22 protein-coding genes are annotated in these 26,957 nt (G+C 36.5%); 14 read left to right on the top strand and 8 right to left on the bottom strand.

Annotated features, from left to right (window positions below; all coding sequences use genetic code 11):
• Positions 1 to 275: 275 nt before the first annotated feature.
• A complete protein-coding gene (locus ACLBWE_RS02205; RefSeq protein ID WP_447600929.1) occupies positions 276 to 1,310 on the top strand; it encodes an AraC family transcriptional regulator ligand-binding domain-containing protein in 1,035 nt (344 codons plus the stop codon).
• Between the two features lie 85 nt (positions 1,311 to 1,395).
• On the opposite strand, the gene ACLBWE_RS02200 is transcribed toward ACLBWE_RS02205, so the two are convergent.
• Entirely contained in the window at positions 1,396 to 2,484 is a 1,089-nt protein-coding gene (locus ACLBWE_RS02200) for an HlyD family secretion protein (RefSeq protein WP_447600927.1), read from the bottom strand.
• Positions 2,481 to 4,058, bottom strand: a complete 1,578-nt coding sequence (locus tag ACLBWE_RS02195; protein WP_447600925.1) for an MFS transporter — start codon at positions 4,056 to 4,058, stop codon at positions 2,481 to 2,483. The genes ACLBWE_RS02200 and ACLBWE_RS02195 overlap by 4 nt, the downstream gene beginning before the upstream one ends.
• Positions 4,059 to 4,224: 166 nt before the next feature.
• On the opposite strand from ACLBWE_RS02195, the gene ACLBWE_RS02190 reads away from it, so the two are divergent.
• The 6 genes from ACLBWE_RS02190 (at position 4,225) to ACLBWE_RS02165 (ending at position 10,762) form a co-directional block, all read left to right on the top strand.
• On the top strand, positions 4,225 to 4,851 hold the full coding sequence (locus ACLBWE_RS02190) for a TetR/AcrR family transcriptional regulator (RefSeq protein WP_447600923.1): 627 nt from the start codon (positions 4,225 to 4,227) through the stop codon (positions 4,849 to 4,851).
• Positions 4,852 to 5,035: 184 nt separating this feature from the next.
• Positions 5,036 to 5,650, top strand: a complete 615-nt coding sequence (locus ACLBWE_RS02185; protein ID WP_447600921.1) for a TetR/AcrR family transcriptional regulator — start codon at positions 5,036 to 5,038, stop codon at positions 5,648 to 5,650.
• Positions 5,651 to 6,000: 350 nt separating this feature from the next.
• Entirely contained in the window at positions 6,001 to 7,395 is a 1,395-nt protein-coding gene (locus ACLBWE_RS02180; RefSeq protein ID WP_447600919.1) for a hypothetical protein, read from the top strand.
• Positions 7,396 to 7,533: 138 nt separating this feature from the next.
• Positions 7,534 to 9,483 (top strand): alkyl/aryl-sulfatase, encoded by a 1,950-nt coding sequence (locus ACLBWE_RS02175; protein WP_447600917.1) that lies wholly within the window; start codon positions 7,534 to 7,536, stop codon positions 9,481 to 9,483.
• 190 nt (positions 9,484 to 9,673) lie between these two features.
• Positions 9,674 to 10,210 (top strand): DUF4468 domain-containing protein, encoded by a 537-nt coding sequence (locus ACLBWE_RS02170; protein WP_447600915.1) that lies wholly within the window; start codon positions 9,674 to 9,676, stop codon positions 10,208 to 10,210.
• A gap of 342 nt (positions 10,211 to 10,552) precedes the next feature.
• Entirely contained in the window at positions 10,553 to 10,762 is a 210-nt protein-coding gene (locus ACLBWE_RS02165) for a cold-shock protein (RefSeq protein ID WP_005040451.1), read from the top strand.
• 44 nt (positions 10,763 to 10,806) lie between these two features.
• On the opposite strand, the gene ACLBWE_RS02160 is transcribed toward ACLBWE_RS02165, so the two are convergent.
• Positions 10,807 to 11,289 carry a winged helix-turn-helix transcriptional regulator gene (locus tag ACLBWE_RS02160; RefSeq protein ID WP_447600912.1) on the bottom strand — a complete coding sequence of 161 codons (483 nt, stop codon included), beginning with the start codon at positions 11,287 to 11,289 and terminating at the stop codon, positions 10,807 to 10,809.
• Between the two features lie 62 nt (positions 11,290 to 11,351).
• On the opposite strand from ACLBWE_RS02160, the gene ACLBWE_RS02155 reads away from it, so the two are divergent.
• Positions 11,352 to 11,579 (top strand): tautomerase family protein, encoded by a 228-nt coding sequence (locus tag ACLBWE_RS02155; RefSeq protein ID WP_004642882.1) that lies wholly within the window; start codon positions 11,352 to 11,354, stop codon positions 11,577 to 11,579.
• Between the two features lie 153 nt (positions 11,580 to 11,732).
• Here ACLBWE_RS02155 and ACLBWE_RS02150 read toward each other — a convergent pair whose 3' ends face one another.
• Complete coding sequence (locus tag ACLBWE_RS02150) at positions 11,733 to 12,755, bottom strand: zinc-dependent alcohol dehydrogenase family protein (RefSeq protein WP_447600910.1); 1,023 nt, start codon at positions 12,753 to 12,755, stop codon at positions 11,733 to 11,735.
• Positions 12,756 to 12,888: 133 nt separating this feature from the next.
• Here ACLBWE_RS02150 and ACLBWE_RS02145 point away from each other — a divergent pair, with 133 nt between their 5' ends.
• Positions 12,889 to 13,803, top strand: a complete 915-nt coding sequence (locus ACLBWE_RS02145) for a LysR family transcriptional regulator (RefSeq protein ID WP_447600908.1) — start codon at positions 12,889 to 12,891, stop codon at positions 13,801 to 13,803.
• A gap of 42 nt (positions 13,804 to 13,845) precedes the next feature.
• Here ACLBWE_RS02145 and ACLBWE_RS02140 read toward each other — a convergent pair whose 3' ends face one another.
• A complete protein-coding gene (locus ACLBWE_RS02140) occupies positions 13,846 to 14,733 on the bottom strand; it encodes an AraC family transcriptional regulator N-terminal domain-containing protein (RefSeq protein WP_447600906.1) in 888 nt (295 codons plus the stop codon).
• Positions 14,734 to 15,021: 288 nt separating this feature from the next.
• Between ACLBWE_RS02140 and ACLBWE_RS02135 the strand changes: the two genes are divergently transcribed.
• The 4 genes from ACLBWE_RS02135 (at position 15,022) to ACLBWE_RS02120 (ending at position 20,004) form a co-directional block, all read left to right on the top strand.
• A complete protein-coding gene (locus tag ACLBWE_RS02135) occupies positions 15,022 to 16,074 on the top strand; it encodes an NAD(P)-dependent alcohol dehydrogenase (protein ID WP_447600904.1) in 1,053 nt (350 codons plus the stop codon).
• 682 nt (positions 16,075 to 16,756) lie between these two features.
• A complete protein-coding gene (locus ACLBWE_RS02130; RefSeq protein WP_447600902.1) occupies positions 16,757 to 17,311 on the top strand; it encodes a TetR/AcrR family transcriptional regulator in 555 nt (184 codons plus the stop codon).
• Between the two features lie 127 nt (positions 17,312 to 17,438).
• On the top strand, positions 17,439 to 17,855 hold the full coding sequence (locus tag ACLBWE_RS02125) for a DUF2946 domain-containing protein (protein WP_447600900.1): 417 nt from the start codon (positions 17,439 to 17,441) through the stop codon (positions 17,853 to 17,855).
• 52 nt (positions 17,856 to 17,907) lie between these two features.
• Positions 17,908 to 20,004, top strand: a complete 2,097-nt coding sequence (locus ACLBWE_RS02120; RefSeq protein WP_447600898.1) for a TonB-dependent receptor — start codon at positions 17,908 to 17,910, stop codon at positions 20,002 to 20,004.
• Between the two features lie 55 nt (positions 20,005 to 20,059).
• Here the strand turns inward: ACLBWE_RS02120 and ACLBWE_RS02115 are convergent, their stop codons facing one another.
• From ACLBWE_RS02115 to ACLBWE_RS02105, 3 genes are all read right to left on the bottom strand, one after another.
• Complete coding sequence (locus tag ACLBWE_RS02115) at positions 20,060 to 21,403, bottom strand: PepSY-associated TM helix domain-containing protein (RefSeq protein ID WP_447600896.1); 1,344 nt, start codon at positions 21,401 to 21,403, stop codon at positions 20,060 to 20,062.
• Between the two features lie 300 nt (positions 21,404 to 21,703).
• Positions 21,704 to 23,668: a multicopper oxidase family protein gene (locus ACLBWE_RS02110; RefSeq protein WP_447600894.1), complete on the bottom strand. Its 1,965-nt coding sequence runs from the start codon at positions 23,666 to 23,668 to the stop codon at positions 21,704 to 21,706.
• Between the two features lie 43 nt (positions 23,669 to 23,711).
• Positions 23,712 to 25,280, bottom strand: a complete 1,569-nt coding sequence (locus tag ACLBWE_RS02105; RefSeq protein ID WP_447600892.1) for a tyrosinase family protein — start codon at positions 25,278 to 25,280, stop codon at positions 23,712 to 23,714.
• 655 nt (positions 25,281 to 25,935) lie between these two features.
• Between ACLBWE_RS02105 and ACLBWE_RS02100 the strand changes: the two genes are divergently transcribed.
• Entirely contained in the window at positions 25,936 to 26,955 is a 1,020-nt protein-coding gene (locus tag ACLBWE_RS02100; protein ID WP_447600890.1) for an ABC transporter substrate-binding protein, read from the top strand.
• The last annotated feature ends 2 nt before the right edge of the window (positions 26,956 to 26,957 follow it).

Below are 26,957 nucleotides of genomic sequence, written 5' to 3'. Positions count from 1 at the left end.
AAAGCAGAAATGAAATGGCATAAATTAGAAATAGAGGCTTAGTAAGGGGATAGTATTCCAAGAGAGGCTATCGGGAGTTGTTGTAATAGAGTTGAAAAAATAAATGGAAAAAGCTAACTCTGTATGTAAGTTATTGTTTAGTGTATGATAAATTTAGGATTAGAAGAGTAGTAATTTATATTTTACTGAGATAGTTTGTGATTAAGACTTTCAAAATATTTCTCAAAGTTTCTTACTAAAATTTATTTATATTAATATGTTTTATTGGTGTAAAAGTGAAGGAAAAAATTAATACAAATGGGAAAGTTCGAGTTGGGTTAATTAATCATATACTAGATAATTGTGATTTTTTTAATATTACCCGTGAAGAGTTAATAGATAAAATTAATTTAAATGAAAATCTATTGATAGATCCCAATTCTTTTGTTTTATTTGAATATTTAGAAAAAATAATACTTTTTTTATTTTCTAATTCAGATGATCCATTAAGTATATTAAAATTTATTGAAAAAAATAACTCTGTAGCAAATGGGGTGTTAGGTTATTTAATTGAAATTAGCTCATCCTTAGAGGAAGCCATAGAAACTTTTGAAAAGTATTGGGAGTTAAATGGTAGAATTGGTAAGGTTTTTTTGACTGAAAAAGATAATTATATTTTCTTAGAATGGGTATGCCTATTAGGCAGTCCTAAATTTATACAATATGCAACGGAATATAAAATTGCTTGGTGGGCTAGTATTGTTCAACTCGTAAAAAGTAATGAACAAAATGTTTTACATTCAATACATTTTAAACATGATATTTTAAAAGCTGAAGATGTTATCTTCTATAGAAATTTTTTTAAATGCCCTGTGTATTTTAACCAGCCTGAATCAGCAATTATTTTATCAAAGAATGCGTTAAAACTACCTTTAAAAACAGCAAACCGTAGGTTGTATGAAAATGTTGAAAATTATGCAAAATTAATTATTAAAGAATCAGTAGGTAGTAGTGAGTTTACTAATGGTGTGCGTTCTATTTTATATGAGCAGTTGCATATAAGTGGAAATTTTTCACGTGAATATATCGCGGAGAAATTAGGAATAAGTGTACGTACATTAAGTAGAAAACTACTTGAAGAGAATAGTAAATATAGTGAAATTTTAGATGAAGTTAGATTTGATCTCGCAAAAAGTTATTTGGAAAATAATAATTTTAAAATATCTCTAATTTCGAAATCTTTGGGTTTTTATACCAGTAATGCTTTTATTACTTGGTTTAAATCTCGGACTGGTAAATCACCAAAGAAATATCGGGATGATTTTATTTGATCACACTCTTCTTAACACTTGATTGCTTGGAGGATAAGAGACCGTAAATGGTCTCTTTTTTCTCTTATCCCAAAATATAAGTGAGTTATTTCTGAGTTGTATCAACCGAAACTAAAACAGATAAACCAGGGCGCAACAATTTGATATCCGGTTGGTTCTCAACGAGTTTGATGCGTAAAGGAAGACGCTGAACGATTTTGGTAAAGTTACCAGTCGCATTGGTTGCAGAAATTGGTGAGAAAAATGCGCCCGTAGATGGTGAAAAGCTATCTACCACACCTTTTAATTCAACGTTATAAGCATCGACATAGACATTAACAGGTTGTCCGATTTTGATTTGTTTTAACTCAATTTCTCGAAAGTTTGCTTCTACGTAGACTTGATTTAAAGGCACAACAACCATTAATGGATTACCAGCGCCAACAAAGTTACCGACGTTGGCAGACTTCTGACCAATCATGCCATCAATAGGCGCTCGAACTTCTGTATAGCTCAAATTCAGTTTTGCTTTATCAAGTGCTGCTTGTGCCTGTTTAAGAGCAGCTTGTTTGGCTTGTACCTGAATCTTGTATTGGTTTAATTGATATTGCGCATCGATTACTTTTTCTTTGCTACTGTCTAAGTCAGCATATTGCTCGGTCAATGTGGTTTTTGACTGCTGTGTAATTAATCTAGATTCCGCCCCAAGAGCTTGTAGCTGCTCATAACGCGCCGTGTTGTCTTTAGTAAGTGTAATTCCTGCTTCTACTTTTCTAAGCTGAGCTTCTGTTTCTCGAATAACAGTCGGTTGTCTATCAACTGCGAGCATTGCTTCGCTTAAGTCGGCTTGTGCTTTTGCATAATTAGATTCAGCTTCAGCCAAAGCAGCCTGATAATCACGTGCATCAATGCGTGCTAAAAGTTGTCCTTTTTTTACAGTTTGATGATCTTTAATATAAATTTCTTCAATATTGCCAGACACTTTAGGGGCAATGGTTGAGTACTCTACATCTACACGCGCATCGTCTGTTTCAACAATCGAAGACGGTAAAAATATGAGTTTTAAAACCCATAAAATGGATGCTAAAACGATGATGAATGCGATAACCATAACCCAATGCTTTTTGAGATATTGCACCTTTGTTAACTTGGGTGCTTCGGGGTTGGTGGTATCTTGGGCTTCGAGAGTACTCATAAAGATTTTCCTGAGTTATGACTATTCATTAACTTAATGAGAGCAATGCGTGGCGGATAAGTTCTAACGGACAAAATCAGCATAACGATCAATAAAAACGCAGCCAATCCCGCTAAAATCAGATATTGATCGCTAATGACTAAAACAGATTGCTGCGCTTGAATCGCAGAATTTAGGGCTGATAAACCACCTGAAACACGTTCTGCGCCATTTTCAGTCAGTACAGGTGGGGTAAGAGGGTTAATAACAGGGCCTTGAATATTTTGGAAAACATGTTGGGCTGTATTTTCAATCAGTCGTGTTGAATGGTATTCACCGCGTACTCGGTTCACCCAATCCAAAACACAAACACCAAGTACGCCACTAATGGCACGTGGGGTATTAATCATCGGTGAAGCGTAAATCGCCATGGTTGGATGTACGCTGTTTGTACCCATCATGAGCAACGAGAGCACTACGCAGGTTTGCCCTAAACATGAAATCGCGTGCCAAAAATAAAATTGATCTTGATTCCATGTGGTGTCGAGTTGACTTGCACCTAAACAGCCAGCAATTACTAGAAGCAAACCAAAGCCATGCACATATCGACTATCGACCCAAGCTTGATTTAAAAGCTTAACGACAATGGGAATATAGATAAATTGCAATGCCGCAATTTGTAAACCAATCCACATGGTTTGGGTGGGTTTATAGCCGTGTACAGCACTCAGGTAATTGAGTGGTAATGTACTTGTCGACATGCCAATAATCACAAAGCAAAACAGCGCAAAAATGGCATAAGCAAAATTTCGTATTTCGAGCATTTGCGGTTTAATTAATGGGGATGGAGAACGCCATTCATGTATGAAAAATAACGGTAAGGTGATAGCACTTGTTAAAGCCAATACACAAATTAATTTAGAGTGGAACCAATCTAGATGATTGCCATGTAATAACATGGTGCTCAGGCTTGCCAAGCTAATAATGGCTAAAATAGCGCCTGTCCAATCGTAAGTTTTTATTCTTGAATAATTTAAAGGATCTTGAGGAATACCAAAATAAACCAACGCAGCACTTAAGGCACAAAACGGAATGGTTTGAAAGAAAATCATCTTCCAGCCAATCACATCTAAATAAAAGGCAGAAAGCGCAGCACTTAAGTTGGGAAAGAAAGTCGCAGTTAATGCGTAGCAGGCTAGACCCCATAGTCGAATATCTGGCCCCAAAAATCTAAGCGCACATGCCATGAGCAAAGGAATGGTTAAACCATTAGCTAGACCTTGTAGGGCGCGTAATAAATAAAATATTTCGATATTTGGACTAAAAGGAATTAAAACACTAGAGAAGAGGCAAAGCCCTATGGCAAAAAGAAGAACTCTCCGCATAGAAAAAATGACCGCCCAACTGGTGGAAAGTATCATTCCAATAATCATGGCACTGGCATAAATACTGTTGACCCAATAACCCGAGTCAACACTAATTCCCATAGCTCCACGTATGTCGGCTAAGGTAATGCTGGTGATGCGGTTATTAAATTCGACAGTCATTGCAGCAAATATTGCACCTGCCAAACCGATGAGGGGGCGTATATTCATCTTTTACCTTAAATCTTAAACACAAATTTATGCAGGTAGCAGATATTGCAATTAACTGTACCGATCGGTACTCTACTCTTTAATTAAATTTACGTCAATTCTCGATTTTGAACTTTTCGATGAGTTACACTACAAACGAAGTCGCTAAAATTGTTATAAGGTCACTATGTCTGGTTCAACTAAAGCTAATGAAAAAGATCAAAAAATTCTGGATGCAGCAACAAAATTTTTTCTGACTCATGGTTTTAGTGGCACCACAACAGATATGATTCAAAAAGAGGCGGGTGTTTCAAAAGCAACCATGTATGGCTGTTATAAAAATAAAGAAGTGATGTTTGCTGCCGTGATTGAACGACAATGCACGAACATGCAAGAGCAAATTATATTAGTCGAGACAAAAGCCGAAAACCTACGTTCTGCTTTAACTGAAATGGGGAAAACCTATCTGTGTTTTATATTATCGCATTCGGGTTTGGCTTTTTTTAGAGTATGTATTGCAGAAGCAGTCAGGTTTCCAGAGTTATCTGAAAAATTCTTTCAAGTTGGCCCACAGCGTCTTGCTAATATTATTGCGGGTTATCTTGAAAAATCAGCTAAAAATGGTGAAATTGAATTAAATTCTTCTTCAGATATTGCTGCGAATATATTTTTAGCATTACTACGAAGTGATGCACATCTTAAGTGTCTTACACATCCTAATTACATCATATCGGATAGTGAAATTAGTTCTTGGGTTGAATATGCAGTTGGTTTTTTTCTGAAAAATATCAATTACAATGAGAAGTTAAAATAAGTTTATAAGTACTTCTGGTCGCAAAAGTTGGTAAGAATAGTTTCTATTTTTTGCTTATTTAAGAGTAAAACAACTTGATATTTAATCTATATGGATTATTCTTTTTCTCTAAAGGTTAATGCCTAAGAATGGGGATATTTTCTTAAGTTAACACCATTAATTTTAACTTGTACTGTGGAAGCTAATGAGTAAACAAACTAAAGAAAAATTGATAGAAGCAGCCATCATTCTTTTTTCACAAAATAATATTGAAACGCTATCGGTACAAAGAATTAATGAAACTGCTGGAGTTGCAAATAAATCAGCACTTTATTACCACTTTAAGTCAAAATGGGGACTCGTGGAGGCTGCATTAGATCATGTCATGCAGCCTTATGTTATTGATAGTTTAGAGTTATTAAATGCTATTTCATCTAATAATGTACAGGTTTCTGATGTTGTAGATGCTCTAATGAAACCCATGGTAAAAATACTTTTACAGAATAACGGAATTCATTACATCAAATTTTTCTCTAAAACGATTAGTGCCGGAGATGAAGGGCGCGTTATTGTTGCAAAAACTTTAGTACCTATTGCCAATAAAGCCGTAGATTTATTACAGCAAGCTTTACCTGATGCAGACCCTAATGCGATTTCACTTAAAGTACTTTTTACTTTTAATATTATTTTAAATGTGATCAGTGATATTGGTCTTGAGCATTTTTGGCCAACAGAGGTTAAAGACCATAAACTACTCGCTAAATATTTAAAAGATTATATTGAGGGAGGAATTCGTTTTAAGGCAGAACATTTTTATTAATAAACCTAAAAAATTTCCTATCTTTTATTGAGTAAGCATTGCTTCATCTCGCCCTACATTTTTATAGAACCAGTTTAGACAGTACGGTTTGAACTCTATTCACTTGTGTAATCAGAATTGATCAAACTTTTTCTCTAGTGTTGTTATTTTAATAAATATTTATAAGTATTTGATTTAATTTTAAAAAATAATTTTCTTCATGGTTGATAAAAATAGCTTGATATTTAATCTAGTTGGATTATTATTTTAATCTAAATGGATTAGGTCTCGAAAAAAATTCGAGATTAAGAAATATAACAAAGAGATCAAGAGATGGAGTTTTTATCGCTTGGTCAAGATGGAAAAGTATTATGGAAAAATTTAATCAGTTAAGGATTGCAATATTATTTACGGTTATTGGCTCTGTGGGCTTGAGCGCGTGTAATGATAGTGATGATTCTACTCAGGGAAATAAGCCAGTAAATCCAGATACTGAGTTAACGGATTGCATGTGGCAAGATTCTGTAACAAGTAAACAGCATACGGGAGAAGACCCGTTAAATTATGCCTTCCCAGATTCTAATGTAACGTATTGGTCATCAGAATTTACGGTTCCAGAAGGTGCAAAAGTAATGATTGATGGGGATTATCCTTATTCACGTCACTTTTCATTGGTGAGCTATACCGCAAAAGGTGAGAGAGTTAATTCATTATTAGATGCCGCTATTTTGCCAAATCAAGGTTCAATCAACCCGTTTGTAGTTGGGAATAACCGTATGGGCAAAGCGCGTAGCTACTCTGCACAATTGCAATTAGGAGATTTACCAACAAATCCTTTAAGTAATACGTTGTATGCCCCTAAAACAGTTGATGGCAAAGTTGCCATTTTATATCGTGTATATGTACCTAACAAAAACATGGATATTAAAGGAAATGTGAGTTTCCCTCGATTTAAAGTTCAACTTGCAAATGGGGAAGTTAAAAAGGGTCAAGATGTTTGTAATGTTCTACAAGTAAAAAAAGCACCGATTGATCGTATATCAACAATGCCATTAAAAAATACTGTAGATGCATTTAACCAAAATAGATATGAGGGTTTTCCTGCACAACAGGAACCAAAATGGTACAAAGCCTTTAGTGCTCTAGATAGCTTCAAATGTATCTATAAATTCGACCCTATTACAAAACAGCCTATCGATAAATGTGAAGGTTTGGCGGTCACCCCTAAACTGGGTTATTGGGCTACACCTGACAATGAATATGTGTATGCGGCGGTAAGTAGACGATTAGGTAAAGTGATAGAACTTCGAGGTAAAGTTCCAACTACAGAAAAAACTTTTAATAATGATCAGTTTGTTCAAAAAACAGATGTACGTTATTGGTCAATTTGTACAAATGAAGTGATTTCAACTGCGACAAATTATTGTCTCTATGACGAAAATATTCAAAAAGTAGATAAAGACGGTTTCTATACCATAGTTGCTTCGTTACCAGAAGATCGACCAGCAAATGCACGAGAAGAGTGTGGGGTATATTTCCTTGAGCTAAGTCCTCGTGGTTCAGGCTATACAGCTGAAGATGGTAAAGCTTTCGGTCACTCAGACTTTGGTTTATTTATTATGCGTAATTTATTACCTGATAATGCCTTTGCTCACGCCGTTCAGAAGGTGAAAGTACCGGGTGAAGAAAAAGCAGTAATGGGTGATTATTTACCAGATATTCGTTACACCTCTAAAGACGCCTTTGAAACAAAGGGTTGTTCTTAAAATCTAGCTATAAAGAAAATCAACCAATCTTTTAATGAAAGATTGGTTTTTTCTTTAGTACGCTAAAAAGTTCTAATTCAATAAAAATATTCCCCATCTTTAAGGGATAAAAAGCATATAAAATATTAAGGAAATATTATGAAAATCAAAGTACTAACGGTCTCATTATTATCTATTTTGTCGCTCAATGCATTTGCAGAAAATAAAGTAGAGAAGTCTGTTATTGACTCAAATGCCTCTTACAGTAGTAAGTACAATCTACAAGATGCTGATGAGTTTAAGAATGCTGAAAAGGGTTTTATCGCTAAACCTACTGGCCAAATAAAAAATGCGCAAGGAGATGTGATTTGGGATTTTGATGCATTTAGTTTTATTAAAGATCAAGCTCCCGATACTGTAAATCCAAGCCTGTGGAGACAAGCAAAATTAAATAATAATGTTGGTTTGTTTAAGGTTACCGATCGTGTCTGGCAAGTTCGAGGCTTTGATCTGGCAAACATGACCATCATTCAGGGTAATACAGGCTGGATCATTGTTGACACGTTAACATCTAAGGAAACTGCTGAAGCGGCTATTAAATTTGCAAGACAGCATTTAGGTGACCAGAAAATTTCAGCGATTGTTTTTACGCATAGCCATATTGATCATTTTGGTGGGGCTCTCGGCGTTATCTCTGCTGAAGAATTGAAGCAAAGAAAGATACCCATTGTTGCTCCTGAAGGATTTATGGAAGAAGCGACTAGTGAGAACATTATGGCAGGACCAGCCATGACTCGCCGAGCAACCTATATGTATGGTACATATTTACCTAAAAATACAGAAGGTTTGGTTGATAATGGTTTAGGTAAAGCGGTAGCAGTCGGACAAATCGGAATTTTAGAACCGAATCAGTTGATTACGCAGAAAGAACAAAAATTGAATATCGATGGTTTAGATTTTGTATTTTATAACGTTCCAAGTTCAGAAGCGCCGTCAGAATTAACTTTTTCGATTCCGTCACTTAAGCTTTATAACGGCGCAGAGATTCTCTCCCATACGCTACATAATCTTTACACTCTAAGAGGGGCTAAAGTACGCGATACTTTAAAATGGGTCGGTTATCTGAACCAAGCTTTAGAGCAAACCCAAAATTCAGAAGTTTTTATTGCCCAACATCATTGGCCAGTTTGGGGTCAACAAAATATTCAAGACTTTATTAAGACACAAAGAGATGTCTATAAATTCATTCATGATCAAACTGTTCGTTATATGAACTCTGGTTTAAATGGTGCTGAAATTGCAGAGAAGATTAAACTGCCGCCTGAGTTAGACCAAAAGCTATATGCTCACGGCTATTATGGAACCTTAAAACATAATGCGAAGGCTGTATATCAATACTACATGGGCTGGTTTGATGCCAACCCATCAAATTTAGACCCTTTACCACCTAAAGATGCTGCAAAGAAATATATTGAACTGGCAGGTGGAGAGGCGAATGCTTTGAAAAATGCTCAGCAAGCTTATGACAAGGCTGAATACAGATGGGCTGCGGAAGTTCTAAAACATTTAGTATTTAATAACCCAAAGAATTTTCAAGCGAAAGAATTGCTGGCAAAAACTTATCGACAATTAGGATATTCCGCTGAAGCTGCGACTTGGCGTAATTTCTATTTATCGGGTGCACAAGAATTACAAGGCGTTACTCCAGTTAAGAATACCTCTGGTCGTTTAGGTTTACTTATTCATACGCCGACTGAACGATTTCTTGAAGCGATGGCAACCAATCTGGATGTTGAAAATTTAAAAAATGAAAATCAGTGTATGAACTTAGTATTGACTGATACACAAGAAAATTTTTCATTACGGATTGAAAACTCGGTCATGCTCTTTGATAAATATGATAGTGATCGTTTACCAACAAACTGCCCAACGTTGAAGTTGACTAAACTTTTATATTTAAAGTTAATTACCGGTGAAGTAGATGCTTCGAAAGTTTTATTTTCTAAGGACAGCGAAATAAAGGGCAATCCGTTAAAAATTGGCAAGTTCTTTTCTTTATTTAAAAAGTCTAACAATGGTTTTCCCATTGTGACTCGTCCAGAAAACTGAAAATATTCAAGATAGAGCCATAGGAAATTCAAGCTAAATTATCCTTTAGCAATGATTTCAACCTAGCAGCACTTGATAGAACCTGACAATCAAGTGCTGCACTTTTAACTTTATATAAACCAAATTATTCGATGTGCTAGTGTAAATTTGGAGGTTCTAACTTCTAGTCTCTTTAAAAAGTGAGCGTTACGTGAGAAGAGTAATTTTAGCTGCTACATTAAGTTTTGCCGTACTAAGTATGCAAGGTTGTCTTTCTTTGCCTAATAAAGTTGATGAAAAACCTGCTGAAAAGAAAAACGAGTATTTTTCAGAAATTGTTAAATTCAAAGGTTTAAGCCAAACGCAAATTTATGATGCTTCTAAAAACTGGCGAAATAATGTTGTGGATTATGTTTCAAGTCGAAAAATTATTCAGGCAGATGACAATAATAAAGTACTGACAATTAAAGGACATGCAGGGCTAAAATTTGATAACTGTATGGACTGTCTAAGCAGAAATATGATTAAGGTCGCAGATGATTCCTTTAATTATATTTTGAAAATAGAAGTTAAAGATCATCAAGCTAAGCTTACTTTTAGCAATATAGAACCTCGTGACAATCGTAATAATCATTTTTATAAAGATAAAAATGCAGCCATAAAAAATCAATTAAAGAACATTGTGGAAGGCTATAAATTTCATATCTTACATCCGAATGCTCAACCTGTAGGTGCAAGTCCAATGTAGTTTTCTTACATTGGCTTATAAAAAATATAGTTAAAGAGTCAGATAGGCCTATGAGAGATAAATGTCTAACTAAAATAGGCATTTATCTTGGCTAAGTAGGTGATGTATATCTCTTTAATATAAAAAAAATAAATATTGCATATAAATATCTTGAATAAATGTTAATTTCCTGTATGCTTAACTTAACTAGAAAAAAGACTTGTAGTAAATCTTCTTTAAGTATCGCAGTTTTAGTCATAATCCTTCGTTTTTTTCAGATCTTAAGCTCAATTCGTTATTATTTTTTCAAAGTTATATTTGTCATTTAAAATGACTCAAATTATTAAAATCAAAGGATATATTATGTCTAATACAAGTAATGGTACAGTAAAGTGGTTTAACGAAACTAAAGGTTTCGGTTTTATTCAACAAGAATCTGGTCCAGATGTGTTTGCCCATTTTAAAGAAATTGCTTCTTCTGGCTTCAAAACTTTATATGAAGGTCAGCAAGTAACTTTTAATATCGCTCAAGGCCAAAAAGGTCCAAGTGCTGTGAATATTATTCCACAGTAATAAGCGACAAATAAAAAAGCCCTGAATCATCAGGGCTTTTTTATTTATTGTGAATCAACTTTTACCTGACGATGAATTAATCTTAATTCTAAATTTTCCAAGCCCACGACCTGATCATTTGAATCAACCAGCTTTAATTTAAGTAAATCATTCGTATTTTTGTGGAAAACTTTAACCACATCTTTATCAGCTTCAATAAAGTTGCTGCCAGATTCAAGCATTGCAAGTAATACAATATTTAAGCTTCTACCTTTTTGCGTGAGTAAATACTCTTTGCGCTCTCTAACGCCGATTTCCTTATAAATAGATAATTCAAATATTTCTAATTGAATAAGATGTTTTAGTCGATTAGATAAAATTTGCTTTGATATGCCTGTATTTTCTAAAAATTCATTAAATTTGGTTACCCCATAAAAAGCTTCTCTTAATAAGAGGATGGTCCACGTGTCATTCAATATTTCAGCAATTTGAAAAATCCCGCACACATCTGCCGAGAATTTATTATTTGGAATAATTTGATTTGACATTCAGTGGGGCTCCAATTAGCATGAGTCTACAATTTAGACCTAGGGTTAATTCAGGTAGCATTATGCCATTTATAAATATACAAACAATAGAAGGCTTACTAGATAAAGAAAGTAAGGCTGAGCTTTTTAAGCGAATAGCAGATTTATTTGTAGAGATCGAAGGAAAGGGAAATGCTGCTTTTCGGGAGCACGTCTGGATACGAATTGATGAATATCCACCTGAACAGTGGCAATTAGGCCACTTACGACCAACAAAAGAGATGATTGAAATAATATCTAAAGCTAACTAATTAACTTTATGGTTATTTTTCCAAAGCAGTATTAAAAAATCATAAGTAAATTTTTTTTGAGCTGTGCATCTTTTTAGAAAGGTGTACAGCTCATAGCTTTAATAACAATGTGAGCGTAGCTATTTATCTGAAAAGCATTATGATTTTTATTTCTTATTTATTTGAAGAAACTTCGATCACAATTTTCCCAAATGCGCCTCTAGAAAGATGGTTAAAGGCTTCAATAGCTTCTTCAAATTTATATACATGCTCAATAACCGGTTTAATTTGATGTTCATTTAGAAACTTGTTCATACGTTCAAATGAAACTCTTGGTGCTACGGCTATTCCCCGAAGTTTGGTTTGACGGAAAATGAGTGGCATTAAATTTAATTGGGTGGTTTGTCCAGTTAGAAAGCCAACTTGGGCCACAGTGCCAGCTACTTTTGTGGCTGCAATAGATTGATTAAGACCATTACCGCCTGCAACTTCAATTGTTACATCGACACCTTTACCATCAGTTAATTCTAGTACTCGCTCATCCCAATTTGGATGAGTTTTATAATTGATTCCTTCATTTGCACCCAAAGCTCGAACTTTTTCTAAATTTATATCATTGCTTGATGTAGCGATAACTCTCGCTCCATAGGCATGAGCTAATTGGATTGCAAAAATAGAAACCCCACCAGTCCCTTGTACAAGAACATTTTGTTCTGGCTTAAGGTTACCTATATCCATGAGTGAATACCAAGCTGTTAATGCAGCAATAGGTAATGTAGACGCTTCAGCATCAGACATATTATCTGGAGCTTTTACTGCACTTTCTTCATGCAAGATCATATATTCCGCAAGACCACCTGGTAATGGCATACCTAAACAGTATTCCGGTTCATTGGGTCCAGGTTCTTCATCAATCCAGCGAGAATAGAGAGTAGTATTGACTCGATCACCTAGTTTAAAACGCGTTACTCCTTCACCTACAGCCACGACTGTACCTGCTGCATCGGATACGGGAATTAAAGGTTTTGGAACCATATGAGGTTCATAAAAACCTTCAACAATCGCTTTATCTCGATAGTTTAAAGAAACCGCTCCAACTTTAATGAGGAGTTCACCAGCTTTTGGGGTTGGGGTTTCCACTTCCTCTAATTTTAAATTATTTAAACCAAAATCTTTTAGTAACCATGCTTTCATCATCTTTTCCTCTTAAAAGAACTTGATAACTTTCTTACTTAGCTATCATTTGAACTCATCTTAATTCAAGAAAATAATTTTATTAATATGATAAAATTCTAGTCATTGTGGAATAAAATTCCTTAATAGGTGCTTTATGGAAAGTAAGTTTTCAGGAATACTTGAGTTTGTTACAGCTGTAGAGCAGGGAAGTTTTACTGGTGCAGCAGAAATACTTGGAATTACCGGATCTGCGGTAGGAAAAAGTATTAATAAATTAGAAAAAAGATTGGGTGTCCAACTTCTTCACCGCACAACCAGACGCATTTTTTTAACTCCAGAGGGGGAAGCATGGCTTGTTAGTTGTCGCCGTATTTTGGAAGAATTAGATCAAATAGAAACATTACTTTCGACAGAAAATTCATACCCTATAGGTCGTATAAGAGTTGATCTTCCTACAACTTTTGGCCGTCGATATATTTTTCCGATTTTATTAGATTTAGCTCAGCAATATCCGCAGTTAGATTTATCTGTAACCTTTCAAGACAGGGCTGTAGACATGATTAGTGAGGGGGTAGATCTCGTTGTCAGAATAGGTGACTTAGAAGATTCTACTGACTTAATTGCAAAATCACTTGGACACCAAACGCTTTTAATTTGCGCCTCGCCAGCCTACTTAGAAAAGAATGGTTATCCCTCCAATAAAGAGGATTTAAAACATCACAATTGTCTAATCGGTTGGAGAAGAAATTATAAAGGGCAATGGTTTTTAAAAAATGCGCTAGGGGAAATGGAAGAGTTCGAAATTAATTATAGACATGAAATTCCAGATGGTGATGCTTTACTAAGCGCATGCACTTCCGGTCTTGGTATTGCACAACTACCAAGTTGGTTAGCTTTTGATGCATTAAGAGCTGGAAAGTTAATTTCTATTCTTCCAGAGGTATCTAGTGTAGAAATACCAATTCATGTACTATGGCAAAAAAGATGGCATTTACAACCCAAAATAAGAGTCGTAGTTGATGAAATAACAAAGTTCACGCATAACAAACCTGAATTATTTTTAGGATAATTCAGGTTATAAAAAATTAATCTGCTAAATGCTTGTCTATTTTTATACGCTCTTTATATCCACCGACGGCGGAACGCCAAAAAAGCGTTTATATTCTCTAGAAAATTGCGACAAACTTTCATAGCCTACTTGCATGCTTGTAGATGAAATATCACATTCTTCAGTGATTAATAAACGCCGTGCTTCGGTCAGCCTCATTCTTTTTTGATATTGTAAGGGGCTCATTGAAGTGATATCACGAAAATGCTGATGAAAACTTGAAGCGCTCATCCCCATTGTGCTTGCAAGTTCTTCAATGCTAAATGATTTTGCAAAATTTGTTTTCAACCATTCAATGGCTTTCACAATTCGATGACCTGTAGTTCCTGCCGCTACAATTCGTTTAAGTCGGTCACCTTGTGGACTCATTAATAAACGATAAAAAATTTCCTTAATAATAAGAGGAGACAAGATGGGTATGTCTTGTGGTGTGTCTAGTAGTTTTAATAACCGTATAAAAGCATCATTCAGTTCCGAATTTACGACCCCAACAGCCATTCCTTTTTTTTCAGTATTTGTATCTTTAAAAGGAATATGAGCTTCAAGCATGATTTGGGCAAGTACATAGGGGTCTAGTCGTAGCACTATTGAAAGATAAGGTTGTTCAACCGAAGCCTCAAGAACTTGAGCAATTACAGGCAGGTCAATTGCAGTAAAAAGGAAATGATTTGAATCATAGGTATAGGCTTCTTCGCTAAGAATCACCTGTTTTTTCCCTTGAGCAACCATACATAGACTGGCATCCATCATGCTACTCGTTGGTTGGGTCAGTGTTTCAGCACGAAATAAAGTCAGTCCCATAATAGGCGTTTCGAATGTACCTTTTTCACGGGTCCATTGATCGATAAGTTGAGCCAGTGTTTCATTATTGCCTAGAGACATATTCGCCATTCAGATTTCACCTATTGCCATCTGTGTTTTTATTGTAGGCATTTCAAATCAGAAAAATAGAGAGAATTGCAACAATTCGGAGGATTAGGCAAATCTGTGAGAGGAATAGAACAACACCTTACAGCTTTCATTTTTATACTGATGAACATGGCAAAAAAGTCGATTGATTAAAGCCTGTTGATTTACTGTTTCCACAACGTATTCACTGCTTTTCAAAATCAATAGCCACCAATGAAGCCCCAGCCAAGAAATCGTCTTTATTTAAACATTAAACATGAGAGAAAAAATATGACAATTGAAGTTTTAGGCTATGCCGCGCTGTCATCAGAAACTCCTTTAGTTCCGTTTAAGTTTGAACGTAGAACTCCACGTGAAGATGATGTTGTCATTCAAATTGAATATTGTGGTGTCTGCCATTCCGATTTACATCAAGCTAAAAACGATTGGGGATTCAGTGCTTATCCGTTAGTGCCGGGTCATGAAATTGTAGGTCGTGTCACCTCAATCGGTGCCAAAGTCACGAAATATAAAGTTGGCGACCTCGTAGGTATTGGCTGTATGGTCGATTCATGCCGTACTTGTTCTGCTTGTCATTCAGGGCTAGAGCAATATTGTGAAGAAGGTAATATCCAAACTTATGGCGCTGTAGATCGTCATGACCAACGACCAACCTATGGTGGATATTCTCAAACCATTACTTGTAGCGAAGATTTTGTATTAAAAGTACCTGAAAATCTGGATGCTCAGGCTGTACCGCCGTTACTTTGTGCAGGAATTACCACATGGTCACCACTTCGCCATTGGAATATTGGAAAGGGCAGTAAAGTTGCAGTCGTTGGTTTAGGTGGCTTGGGCCATATGGCAATTAAACTTGCAAATGCTCTAGGCGCTGAAGTGACATTATTTACCCGCTCAGCCAACAAAGAACAAGATGCAAAACAACTCGGTGCGCATCATGTGGTGTTATCAACTGATGAAAATCAAATGCAGTCAGTCGTAAATCAGTTTGATTTAATTATTGATACTGTGCCTTATAACCATGACTTGAAGCCTTATATTCCAACTTTAGCTTTAAATGGAACAATTGTGTTGGTTGGATATTTGGGTGAAATTAGCGCAAATTCAGTACCTATGATTTTAGGTAGAAAATCAATTGCTGGCTCGGTGATTGGCGGGATTAAGGAAACACAAGAGTTACTTGATTTCTGTGGTGAACATAACATCGTTTCTGAGGTCGAGATGATTGATATGCAAAATATCAATGAAGCTTTTGAGCGTATGTTAAAGAGTGATGTGAAGTATCGTTTTGTGATTGATATGAAAACTTTATCTGATCATTAATCTGGTTTGAGCTTGGCTGTGCATTCCGCCTTAGGGTGCACAGCTCAGAAAACTCTCTAAACAAGACAATATTATTAAGCCAATATTTAAGGTTTTTCTTAATTATGTAATTAAATGAAAAATAATAATTAATTAAATATTTTCTAGCCAATTTTACATTGACACCTTAAATATTGAAGATTACCATTTGCAGGCTGGCCTACATTGCCAGTCGGTTTTAGCAGACCGCATGTAATACCGCATCAGAATTATTCCTTTCTGAGGGATAGTTTTGTGTGTAAGCTCCTAGTCTCCTCCCGTAGCGGTAGGACGGGAGAGGGACACCCTCGGGTGTGCTTGTGTATTACCAAGTCTGCTAACCCTCTTTCGTTCTGCCACCATAATTTATAATGTTTTGGCAGAACTCCCAATAAAAAGGAGTTGGCTTTGCACATTCATTATTTCTTGGCAACCATTGCCAAAGTCTATATCGACACAACTTAAACTTTTTAAAAAGGTTTGATCGCCGTTAAGTTTTTCAGGCTTTAAATCATTATCACTTAAAACTTAATCAACAATAAAACTTGAGATGTGCCACGCACAGTCTTTATGGCTTTGCTATGCCTTTTTTTAGTTATTAGAAAAGTAGCCATGCTATATCTCATTTATATACAACAATAATTTATTTTAAAACGGTAAAACTATGCCACATTCAGATCTCCCATTTCGTGCTTTAAGCGTGCTTCATACATCCCGTTATCTTTTTAATCAATATGGCTTTCATAAAGTCGGGGTAGACCGAATTATTGAGTCGGCAAATACTACCAAAGCCACGTTTTATAACTACTTCCACTCAAAAGAACGCCTCATTGAAATGAGTCTAACCTTTCAAAAAGATGGTCTTAAACATGAGGTGCTTTCTATCATCTACGTTCAGAAAGACTTAAGCGTAATTGAAAAACTTCGCAAAATTTACTTTTTACATGCCGATTTAGAAGGGCTTTATCATTTGCCATTTAAGGCCATTTTTGAAATTGCAAAAACGCATCCCAAGGCTTATCAGGTTGTAGTTAACTATCGAAACTGGTTGATTAATGAAATTTATAATTTGCTTTTAACAGTAAAAAGTACGGCCTCAAAACCCGATGCCCATATGTTTTTGTTTGTGATTGATGGGGCGATGGTTCAGCTTTTAGATTCAAATAGCGTGGATGACAGGGAAAGGTTGCTGGATTATTTTTTGGTGCAGATTGCGTAATTCTTTGATTATATTGCTGTAGTGATATTGCTCTTTTCTTGATTGAGTGCGGGTTCAAATAAAAAACGCTAATGATTTGAATGAAATTATGTTATTTTCCGACCTACATTAATGAGAATAAGTTTTCATGTATCGGTTTGGGACCATAATTGGCTTGCTAGCAATATTGCTACAGAACTTTGTGTTCTGGCAAAGCCTATTACCCAATGAAATACATCAGCAAGCGGTGTGTGAGCAAATTGTAGAAGTGATGAATCATTCAAAAATGAGCTCGGAACTACATTCTTCTCATCATCTTAAAAATGATTCAAATAAAAAGCTTCTAGATAAAAGCACTCACCACGACTCAAACACAGGTTGTCATTTTTGTTATTTGTATAGCCATATCGCCACAATTGATGGCTTCAAATTATCTCTGTTTGAAATTGGAGTGACGGTTCGCTTAATTATATTGGCAACCCTCACTTATATATTATTTTATTTACGGCGTTTATTTCTCTCGCCTCAAGGCCGTGCTCCACCTCAACAACTTTGTTTTGCTTAATTGGTTAATGGGTACAGATAAGTCCCTCATTTATTACTAAACAGAGTTTGTCATGTCTAAATTTTTACTCAATCCACTTGCGTGGAGTATTTTATTTGCTCAATTTTCGATGTCGGCAATGGCGCAAAGCCAAACTGATCAGCAGATTGCTGAGTTAGAGAAAATAACAATTAAGGCTGAAGATGTTGCCGAGACCTCTATTTCTTCAACAGCGTTAACTCAATTTGAACATAGCTTATTGAGCGTTCCATTTACCAAGTCCCATGTGTCGGAACAAGATATTAAGAACAATAATATTCAGCGGGTGAGTGATGCATTATCACGAGTGAATGGCGTGGTTTATCAGGATAGTTATGGTGGAGGTTTCTGGGATAACTACTCATTCCGTGGCTTTAGCACCGACCCCAATATGGGAACCAGCTATTTACGTAATGGTCTGAGTTCTTTAAGTGGCATCCATACTCCACGAGACATGGTCAATATCCAAGCAATTGATTTCTTAAAAGGTCCAATGGCTGCCATGTATGGGCAAGGTGCTATTGGGGGCATTATGAACATCACAACTAAACAACCCGAGTGGACGCAAAAAAATGAGGCGGGCTTAAGTGGCAGTACCTTAGAAGAATATCGGGCTTCTCTAGATAGTACAGGCGCATTAAGCGATGCCGTGGCTTATAGACTTGGGCTGGCTTATGAAAATAACCAAAGTTTTAGAGATCATGTCGATAGTCAGCATTACTTTGTTGCTCCACAGCTCGCATGGAAAATATCGGATCAAACACAACTCAATCTCGACACCGAGTTTTCCGAACACCAAGGTGTTTTTGATCGTGGTGTCCCGATGGTTAATGGGCAGTTTGTTGTCAATAAAAAGACCTTTTTAGGCGAGCCATCGGATGGTGATATTAAGGTTAAAGATCAGATGTATCAGTTACGTTTGAATCATCAATTCAATGAAAACTGGAATAACACGACCGCTCTTAGCTATAACCATGGGGAGCGGGCAGGAACCTCAACTGAAATTTCAAGCATTGCCGCAGATGGACAAACCGCAAATCGTTTTAGACGTTACCGTCAATTTGAAACAGATACATTTCAGCTTCAGTCAATTCTGCGCGGGAAGTTTAATACAGGAGCGGTAAAACACGAACTCGTTGCAAATGTCGAGGCTGGACACTACACCATAGATCAAATTCAACTGCGTAATGCCGTGGGTACATCAAGCCCTATTAATATTTACAATCCAGTGTATGGGCAAAATATTTTAGCGTTGGCTAGAACTACGAAAAATACGAAAGAAACTCAAAATATGTTGGGAGTGAATTTACAAGATCAGATCTTTTTAAATCCTCAATGGAATGTACTGATTGGGGGACGTTTTAACCGTCTGGAACAACAAATTGATGACTATAAAACAGGTCTTTCAGATCAACAGAGTTTTACGCCGTTTAGTCCACGTGTGGGTGTGAACTACCAGCCTACGACAAAGCTTTCCTTCTATAGCAACTGGGGTAAATCTTTCGAGTTAAATACGGGGCTTAATAAAGACAATCAACTTTATGACCCCGAGAAAACTCAAAGTTGGGAAATTGGAGCCAAATACGAATATCTACCGCAAAGCTGGTTTGGACTGACCTATTTTGACTTAGATAAACAACATCTATTGACTGAAGGTATTACCGATACGTATGTAGATAGTGGTCGTGTACAGAGCCATGGTGTAGAAGTCGAGTTAAAACATCAATTCAATGATCATCTTCGTGTGGGAGCCAATTATACTTTTACAAAGGCATCGGTCATTGAAAGCGAAGTTGATACAAAAGGTGCTCGTCTTAAAAATATTCCGAAGCACACCGCAAATTTAAATGCGGACTACCAGTTTGAACTATTGGGAAGAGAAGCAGGTTTGGTAGGAACGATCAACTATTTTGGCAAACGCAGTGCGAACTACATAGATAATGGAACCAGTTTGCCAGAATTTACGGTGGTGAATGTTGGGGGCTATATGCAAGTTCATCCTGATCTGCGAGCGCAATTAAATATTGATAACGTGTTCGATAAGGATTATTACGTTTCGAGTTATACGGATGAATGGGTACAACCCGGAGAGCCGTTAAAGGCAACTTTATCTTTGACTTGGAATTTTTGATGAAAAAGGAGTTAGGTAAATTTTGAGCCTAGCTCCTTTTTTAAGATTTATAGATTTATGGTTTGGAAGGAATATATTTACGTATTGCAAGGATGAATAGCGTAAATAATATGCTAAAACCAAAAACAGGTAAGCTTAGCCCTAACACTAGACTCACCGATATTAACGATAACTTTTGTTGGCCAGTTGCACGCTTCCAAATAAATAAGCTTTGACCAACAAAGTGAGTTGTCATGAGTTTTAAATTTGAGTTTTTAAACGCAGCCCTGTAGGCATAAATAATCATAACGCAGAGTGCCAAAGCATAAAGCGCCAGCACCAATTGGTTTATCCAGCCAAATAAAATACCAATATGGGCATCAACTCCCCAACGAGTGAGTTTTGCCACCAGTGAATAGTCTTTAAAAGCAAGTTGATCGATGACTTTATGTTGTTCCATATCAATTGCGATGCTGTCAGCTTGAGTTGGCCATTTGCGTTGAATCTCGGCGACTTCCCAAGCTTGATTACCACTGGTAGGTGGTTTGATTTGTATTTGTGCCGCGTCAATGCCATGTGCTCTAGCTATTGAAAGAACGCTATCAAATTCACTTGGAACAATATTTAAATTAAGATTTTCACTATGTGGCATGTCGTGATGTTCATGATGCATCACTGTAGGTAAATTATCTGTTTGAAGGGAAGTTGCCAATGTTGGGGTTTGCCAGTTAAGCCATTGACGAGCAACCCGAATATTATCTCCGGCCCACTCGGACCATGTTAGCCCCGTAATGGCGATTATTAATAAGAGTGGAAATAAGAATAAACCCAACGTGCTATGCCATTTCAATAATCTATTTTTGTGTGTTTGTCTAATTTTAAGATTTTGACGACGTTTCCACCAATTATACAGTCCAGTTAAAGTCAAAATGGCTAACCAACTTGCTGCCAGTTCACTGTAAAAGCGGCCCCATTTTCCAAGTAATAAGTTGCTATGTAACTGATCGAGCGTAGTTCGAAACGGTAGAACTCCACTGGTCCCATAGACAGCCAGATGGCCTTTGGCTTTAAGCGTAAAGGGATCAATGAAAACAGCTTCACTGGTAAAATGATGGATCGGGTCTGAGAAAATGACACGAGTTGTCTGATCAGCGCTTGGGGCTGGTCTAACTTCAATTACCTGTGCAGACTTGGGCATCACTTGCTTTGCGGCTTCAATTTGCTGACTCAGCTTATATTGCGCCTTATTTAGCGGCTCAACATACAGAACATTTTTATACATCGCTTGTTCAAGTTGAGGTGTAATCGCATAGAGTAAGCCGGTGAATGCTGCGACCAATATAAATGGTGCAATAAAAATACCAGCATAAATATGAATTAAACGGTAAAGACTACGCCAGAAGGATGAATGGGTCAGCATCAGAAGATAATGTCTATCAGGTGTTGGGCGGATTATAACGACTTATTTCTCTTAATGTTGATTGAGCTGTAACTGCTATTAAATTATTTGAGTAGCTCTTATGCAGACTGTTTGGCCTAATAATTAAACAGTTTTTATTACTTGGTAAATTTTATGCCTTTTTAAAATTACTATTTAAGGCCTTATTTGATAACTCTACAACTTATAATTCAAACTGTTTTGCTTCCTTATTAGTATTAAAAAACCGCTTATTTTAATATAAGCGGTTTTATTAGAATAAAGTTTTATTGCAGTCCAAAACTAGTGATGGCCTTGGGAAACGCCACCATTCCCATCAGGAAGACTAATTCGAATATTTTGCATCATACCTTGATCTTCATGATCTAAAATATGGCAGTGCAATACAAAGTCACCGATGTAGCGTTGGTACTTGGTTCTCACAACGACTTTATAACTGGCTCCTTGTGCGTTTTTAACCCAGATTGTATCTTTCCATGTACCTTTTAGCCCACGATATTGTGGGTCGGGAGCTGCCGTTTTGTCATAGTCATCCACGGCGTTTATATCGCTTACATCTTTACCGTTAGGGTCATATACTGCCACCACTTGAAATGGGTTTACATGAATATGAAAAGGGTGGCTGGCTAATTTAGAGGTGAGTATCCATTCATCGGTTTTACCTAACTCGAGCGTACGGTCAATTCGGTCTGGTTTGTATGGTTTTCCATCCACCTGAAACTGAGTTGGATTAGCCTTAGTATCAATATTAAATTCTAAAAATTGTCTATTCGATGTTGCTGGTAGGTCCTGATGAGGAACAAAGTGGCTGAGCTTTAGATTTTGTTCTAAATCTTGAAGCACTGCGGGACGCATATCTGGGGCAATATTTCGGTATGCATTATTGCTTAAAGCCGTTGTTAAAGACTGCGTAGCAGAGCTGGCTTTATTGACTTGAACTATACCAAGTAAGTGTTTCTGTGAAAATGTACGATCCACGTTAGCAGAAGCCGAAGCCGCTTCATCAATTAAACAATAACGACCTTCTTGAGGGAATTGAATTAATGCATCGTAACGATAACCTGGTTGAAAGACGGTTACTGTTTTGTCCATAACTTGTTTGAGGGTTAGACCGTCGGCTGCGATGATGTGTTGACTCACAATAGGTCCTGTACAACTTTCACTTAATAATTTCTTTTCACCCATTGGTGTCAAATTGAGTTTAGATGGGATATTTTGCATTTGACGAACGCTCAGGTTGATACTGTCGCGGACACCTGCATGTACCATTCGCCAACGCTCAACTTGTCCTGCAACCGCTTGAGTGATGAAGGGTTGAACTTCTCCATTGATGCTCGTATATCGTCCTGATTTTCCCCAATCGCCAGGGCCAAAACCTTGATAATCTCTAATTTCACCAATTTGATTGTTTTGGCAAATATAGTTGCCATTTTGATCAGTTTCGATTTTTCCGTTAGCATCGTAGCAAGCATATTGGATTTGCTGAAAAACCAGAGTTCTTTCTTTGAAACCATAGGTGAGTAAATCTAAATCACCTGACTTATTTGGGGTAGGCTGGCGATATCCGCGAATAATTAACGCACCCGCCATGCCACTTGCAACTTGAATAGCAGTTGAACCATGTCGATGAGGATGGTACCAAAACGTTCCGGCTGGATGATCGGGCGGAATGTTGTATTCATATTGGAAATTAACACCCGGATTAATTGAAACTAAAACGTTATCACTATTTCCTGCTGGATTTATCCATAAACCGTGAGTGTGCATGTTGGTGCCATCAAAACAATGTGGTTTATTCACATCAAAATGATCGCCAGTACAACTTGGATCTTTAGGAAATTTTTTGTGAGTAATCGGGTCTATATCAAGTTGATTATCTAAATTTGCCCGTACAGTTTCTCCGGGAAATACTTCAATCGTCGGAGCAATATAAGGCGTATTGGGCTGCGTATTTGTACCTTGATAACTACGTAAAAGGACTTCGTCATAACGATTTGTCGCTGGGTTCCAAAGTCTGTTCCTCGTTTTTTTAACTTCCCAAGTAAACAATGCTTCATTTGAAGATTGCATTTGCGGTGCATTTGTTAATGACACAGTAGGATTCGGTGCAGCAAGTAATGCGACATGATTACGTGTAACAGCCATATCGGGTGGGTCTTCTAATACACGTTCAGAAGAATCATTTGCTGATGCAGACCAACTAAGCAAAGTTAGAGGCGTGCACAATATTAAATGAGCTATTTTCATAATGAATATAGGCCTGAAAAAATCAGGCCTCTCCCTTAAATTATTATTTTGAAGTTTCTAAGCGAACCTGAGAAATACTGAGTCCTTGAGAGCTTAATTCTTCTTTCACTTGATCAAGCGTTAAATCAGTAGCAACAAACTGAACTTCTAAGTCTTCAGCAGGCATGCCTAATTGCTTAACCTGATCACTAACTTGATAGACCAATTGACCCATAGCACCTTTACTCGAGTGTCCGCCATGGTCATGATCTAGTACACCGAAATAGTTGATTGTAGAGACGTAAACCTTTTGCTCAGGTTTATTTTTAGAAGATAGATAAATCTTATAAGTTAGATTTGGAGTACCAATCATTTGAACATTGTCTAATATTAAATAGGTTTGTCCCGATGAGAGCGTTGTTTGAGTAAGTTGACTTGAGTTCTCTAAGAAACTTGCAGTTTGAGGGTCTAAGGCTACTGTTTGAGTTACACCCATAAGTTTAATAGTTTTATTGCTGCTCACTGGCTTATGATTCATTTTAAATAAGTTTGCTTTTCCTGCACTTTGACTACTCATAACAGGTGCTTCAACTTTACAAGCATTTTCATTGGTATATCGAACTGGGATTTTACCAGGGGTGAATACATCAGCAATGGTCATGGTGACTTTGTTGCCGTTTTCATCTGCAAAAGTATATCGGGTGTCATACCAACTATCTGGCATACCTAAATTTTTCTTTGCCCACTCAAGTGTAATCGGTTGCCCATTCGCTTTTTTATTTAGCCAGCATTGCCACAAGCGGTCTATATTGGCATGGTGCATATAAAATACGGGGTCTAAGCCTGCAATAGGTACAAATCCCATATCCGGTAGCACACAGTTTTTACCTACAGCACAGTGCATAATACCATGAGGTTGAGATTGTAACTGTTTCGAAAACCATTGAAAATTATCAGATTTAAATGCTTGAGCAGCGCTGGCATTATCTGGATCTATGGCACTGATATTTGTATTTAAACCAGGGGTACGGAACTGATCATATAAAGTACCAGCTTGTTTACCGCGGACCAATTGAGGCAGTGCTAAGCCTTGACCATTAGCCGCTTTTTCTTCGTAATAGTCCCAATAAGGAAGGGAGTAATTTTGCCCCACATATTTACGTACTGTTCGCTCGTAAAAATAAAGCATTATACGGTGCCACGGTAAGAAGTTTAGATTGTCGTAAGTTGGAGTGCTATGTTGGCACGTGCCCCAAACTTCGTCGGTAAAGCCATCATTTGGCACTGTTGAATTTTGAATATGTTTATAGTAACTGTCACATACTGCTTTACTATATACCTGTAAGCACTGTGGCATACGGTATTGATTAACATAATAATCTTTGTCTGTTGCATGTGTACCTGTACCAAAATAACCATGCGTATTGGCCCAGTAATTAAAGCTTGTACGAAACTCCGGTGATAAGGGAGGAGCATTATTATTTGCTCGCATTTTTTCCAAACCTTTTTGTAATGCACTTACTTTGGCTGGATCTTTTGCAAACTCCGTCGCACTCATTCGTAGTGAGTCAGCATGAGTTGTTAAGCTCATGCTAAATAATAGAGTGCCTAAAATATAATAATTTCTCTTCATGATTTTAAATCCTTGTCATGTTTAATGTTCTTATATTTGATTATTTGTAATGTATGAATTTACCCTTAGGTTGGGTAATTCTTAATCATTAATCTAGCATATAAAATAGTTATTATTAAAGGTTTATGTTTAATATTAATAATGATGAAAGTTAATTTTAAATCCTGTAATTTTTTAGAAAAACTTAATTGTTTAATGTGTTGTTTCTCATTGGTATTTAAAATATTTTTAAAATAAAATTAATTATATTTTTGTGTAATGTGTTTTGTTTTTTAAATTTTATGGTTATGCAGTCTCATTATTTTTTCTGAATTAAATTTTTAAGTATTAAAGCTAAAACTTTCTGATTAAATTTAAATATTGAAAAATAAGTGATTTCAGTTGAATGGTTTAAAGAAAATTCTAAAGATTTTGGAAATAACTACCTATCTTTTGAGTTTTAAAAATCACAATCACATGATTATTAAGTTTATTTTGTAATTCTGGCATTTTTATTGCTTAATTACTCTTATCTTCAGCACAACACTTGATTTGACTGCCGTATTACTTATGCTTCAAATATTCTTGATCACTTATGGTGTGTTTTTCACATGAAAAATGCACCAAATAGACACATCTTTTTATTTTGCACTGTATTTGTGCGTTGGGTGCTGTAATGAAGTTTTTGGTTTCAATACTCACTTTACTCACTCTATGTGGATGCTCTTCATCTGAACAAAAGGCAAAAACACAAGAAAAGTTAGCGGTCCATTCAATATGTGTGTTTGATAGTACAAATACAAAAGTCTGTGTAGCCAAACCAGCCCAAAGAATTGTGTCTTTGTTTGAGTCGGGTTTAGATGGCTTATATATGCTGGGGCAAGGTCATAAAGTAATTGGCATACCGGCCGAAGTATACATCCAACCATTATTATTTAATGCCTATTCAAAAATCGATCAACGTATTGCCAATAGAGAGCTTGCTACACCTTCGCAAGGTGCAAATGCCACCAATATTGAAAGTCTCGTGCTGTTAAAACCAGATCTGGTGATTTTGGGGAGCGGACAAACCCAAACAATTGAACTGTTAAGGCAGTTTGGCATTGCTGTATATGTGATGGAGTCCGGCACTTACCAGCAAGTGAAAGAAGAACTTTCTGAAATTGCTGTACTTAGTGGTGCCCAAAAGCGTGCTCAAGAAATTTTAAGTTTTTCTGATGAAGTTGTGGCAGAAGTCGCAGCTAAAACTGCACGTCAGTCAAATAAACAATCGATTTACTATGCATGGTCAGGAGGGCGAATTTTTTCTACATCGGGACGTCAGTCTATTACTAATGACTTTATTGAGCTGGCGGGTGCGTACAATGTAGTTCAGACCGATGCAAATCAACCCAATGTGAACCCCGAGACCTTAATTGAATGGAACCCAGACAATATCGTGCTTTGGAATAACAACCCAAAACTAATTTATGAACGAAAAGAATTACAAGGCTTTAGCGCTGTACAAAACCGAAAGGTATTTAATTTGAGTCCCGCATTTATATATAACCCACACACCATCAAAATTATTATTACGGCGATTTATTTGAATCACAGTATTTATCCTGAACAGTCCGATTTACCTGTAAGTGCTTTACAACAGCGTATTTTAACTAAGTTGTATGGTGAGCGCCTTGCAAAAGCGTTGGTGCAATGAAT

The sequence above is a fragment of the Acinetobacter sp. M5A5_2a genome, assembly GCF_053345265.1.
This window is presented reverse-complemented; position numbering and strand designations above follow the sequence as displayed.

Excerpts from the sequence above, each read along its gene's own strand:
- ACLBWE_RS02200 (WP_447600927.1), bottom strand. The coding sequence starts at position 2,484 with ATGAGTACTCTCGAAGCCCAAGATACCACCAACCCCGAAGCACCCAAG.
- ACLBWE_RS02195 (WP_447600925.1), bottom strand. The coding sequence starts at position 4,058 with ATGAATATACGCCCCCTCATCGGTTTGGCAGGTGCAATATTTGCTGCA.
- ACLBWE_RS02190 (WP_447600923.1), top strand. The coding sequence starts at position 4,225 with ATGTCTGGTTCAACTAAAGCTAATGAAAAAGATCAAAAAATTCTGGAT.
- ACLBWE_RS02185 (WP_447600921.1), top strand. The coding sequence starts at position 5,036 with ATGAGTAAACAAACTAAAGAAAAATTGATAGAAGCAGCCATCATTCTT.
- ACLBWE_RS02180 (WP_447600919.1), top strand. The coding sequence starts at position 6,001 with ATGGAAAAATTTAATCAGTTAAGGATTGCAATATTATTTACGGTTATT.
- ACLBWE_RS02175 (WP_447600917.1), top strand. The coding sequence starts at position 7,534 with ATGAAAATCAAAGTACTAACGGTCTCATTATTATCTATTTTGTCGCTC.
- ACLBWE_RS02165 (WP_005040451.1), top strand. The coding sequence starts at position 10,553 with ATGTCTAATACAAGTAATGGTACAGTAAAGTGGTTTAACGAAACTAAA.
- ACLBWE_RS02160 (WP_447600912.1), bottom strand. The coding sequence starts at position 11,289 with ATGTCAAATCAAATTATTCCAAATAATAAATTCTCGGCAGATGTGTGC.
- ACLBWE_RS02155 (WP_004642882.1), top strand. The coding sequence starts at position 11,352 with ATGCCATTTATAAATATACAAACAATAGAAGGCTTACTAGATAAAGAA.
- ACLBWE_RS02150 (WP_447600910.1), bottom strand. The coding sequence starts at position 12,755 with ATGATGAAAGCATGGTTACTAAAAGATTTTGGTTTAAATAATTTAAAA.
- ACLBWE_RS02145 (WP_447600908.1), top strand. The coding sequence starts at position 12,889 with ATGGAAAGTAAGTTTTCAGGAATACTTGAGTTTGTTACAGCTGTAGAG.
- ACLBWE_RS02140 (WP_447600906.1), bottom strand. The coding sequence starts at position 14,733 with ATGGCGAATATGTCTCTAGGCAATAATGAAACACTGGCTCAACTTATC.
- ACLBWE_RS02135 (WP_447600904.1), top strand. The coding sequence starts at position 15,022 with ATGACAATTGAAGTTTTAGGCTATGCCGCGCTGTCATCAGAAACTCCT.
- ACLBWE_RS02130 (WP_447600902.1), top strand. The coding sequence starts at position 16,757 with ATGCCACATTCAGATCTCCCATTTCGTGCTTTAAGCGTGCTTCATACA.
- ACLBWE_RS02125 (WP_447600900.1), top strand. The coding sequence starts at position 17,439 with ATGTATCGGTTTGGGACCATAATTGGCTTGCTAGCAATATTGCTACAG.
- ACLBWE_RS02120 (WP_447600898.1), top strand. The coding sequence starts at position 17,908 with ATGTCTAAATTTTTACTCAATCCACTTGCGTGGAGTATTTTATTTGCT.
- ACLBWE_RS02115 (WP_447600896.1), bottom strand. The coding sequence starts at position 21,403 with ATGCTGACCCATTCATCCTTCTGGCGTAGTCTTTACCGTTTAATTCAT.
- ACLBWE_RS02110 (WP_447600894.1), bottom strand. The coding sequence starts at position 23,668 with ATGAAAATAGCTCATTTAATATTGTGCACGCCTCTAACTTTGCTTAGT.
- ACLBWE_RS02105 (WP_447600892.1), bottom strand. The coding sequence starts at position 25,280 with ATGAAGAGAAATTATTATATTTTAGGCACTCTATTATTTAGCATGAGC.
- ACLBWE_RS02100 (WP_447600890.1), top strand. The coding sequence starts at position 25,936 with ATGAAGTTTTTGGTTTCAATACTCACTTTACTCACTCTATGTGGATGC.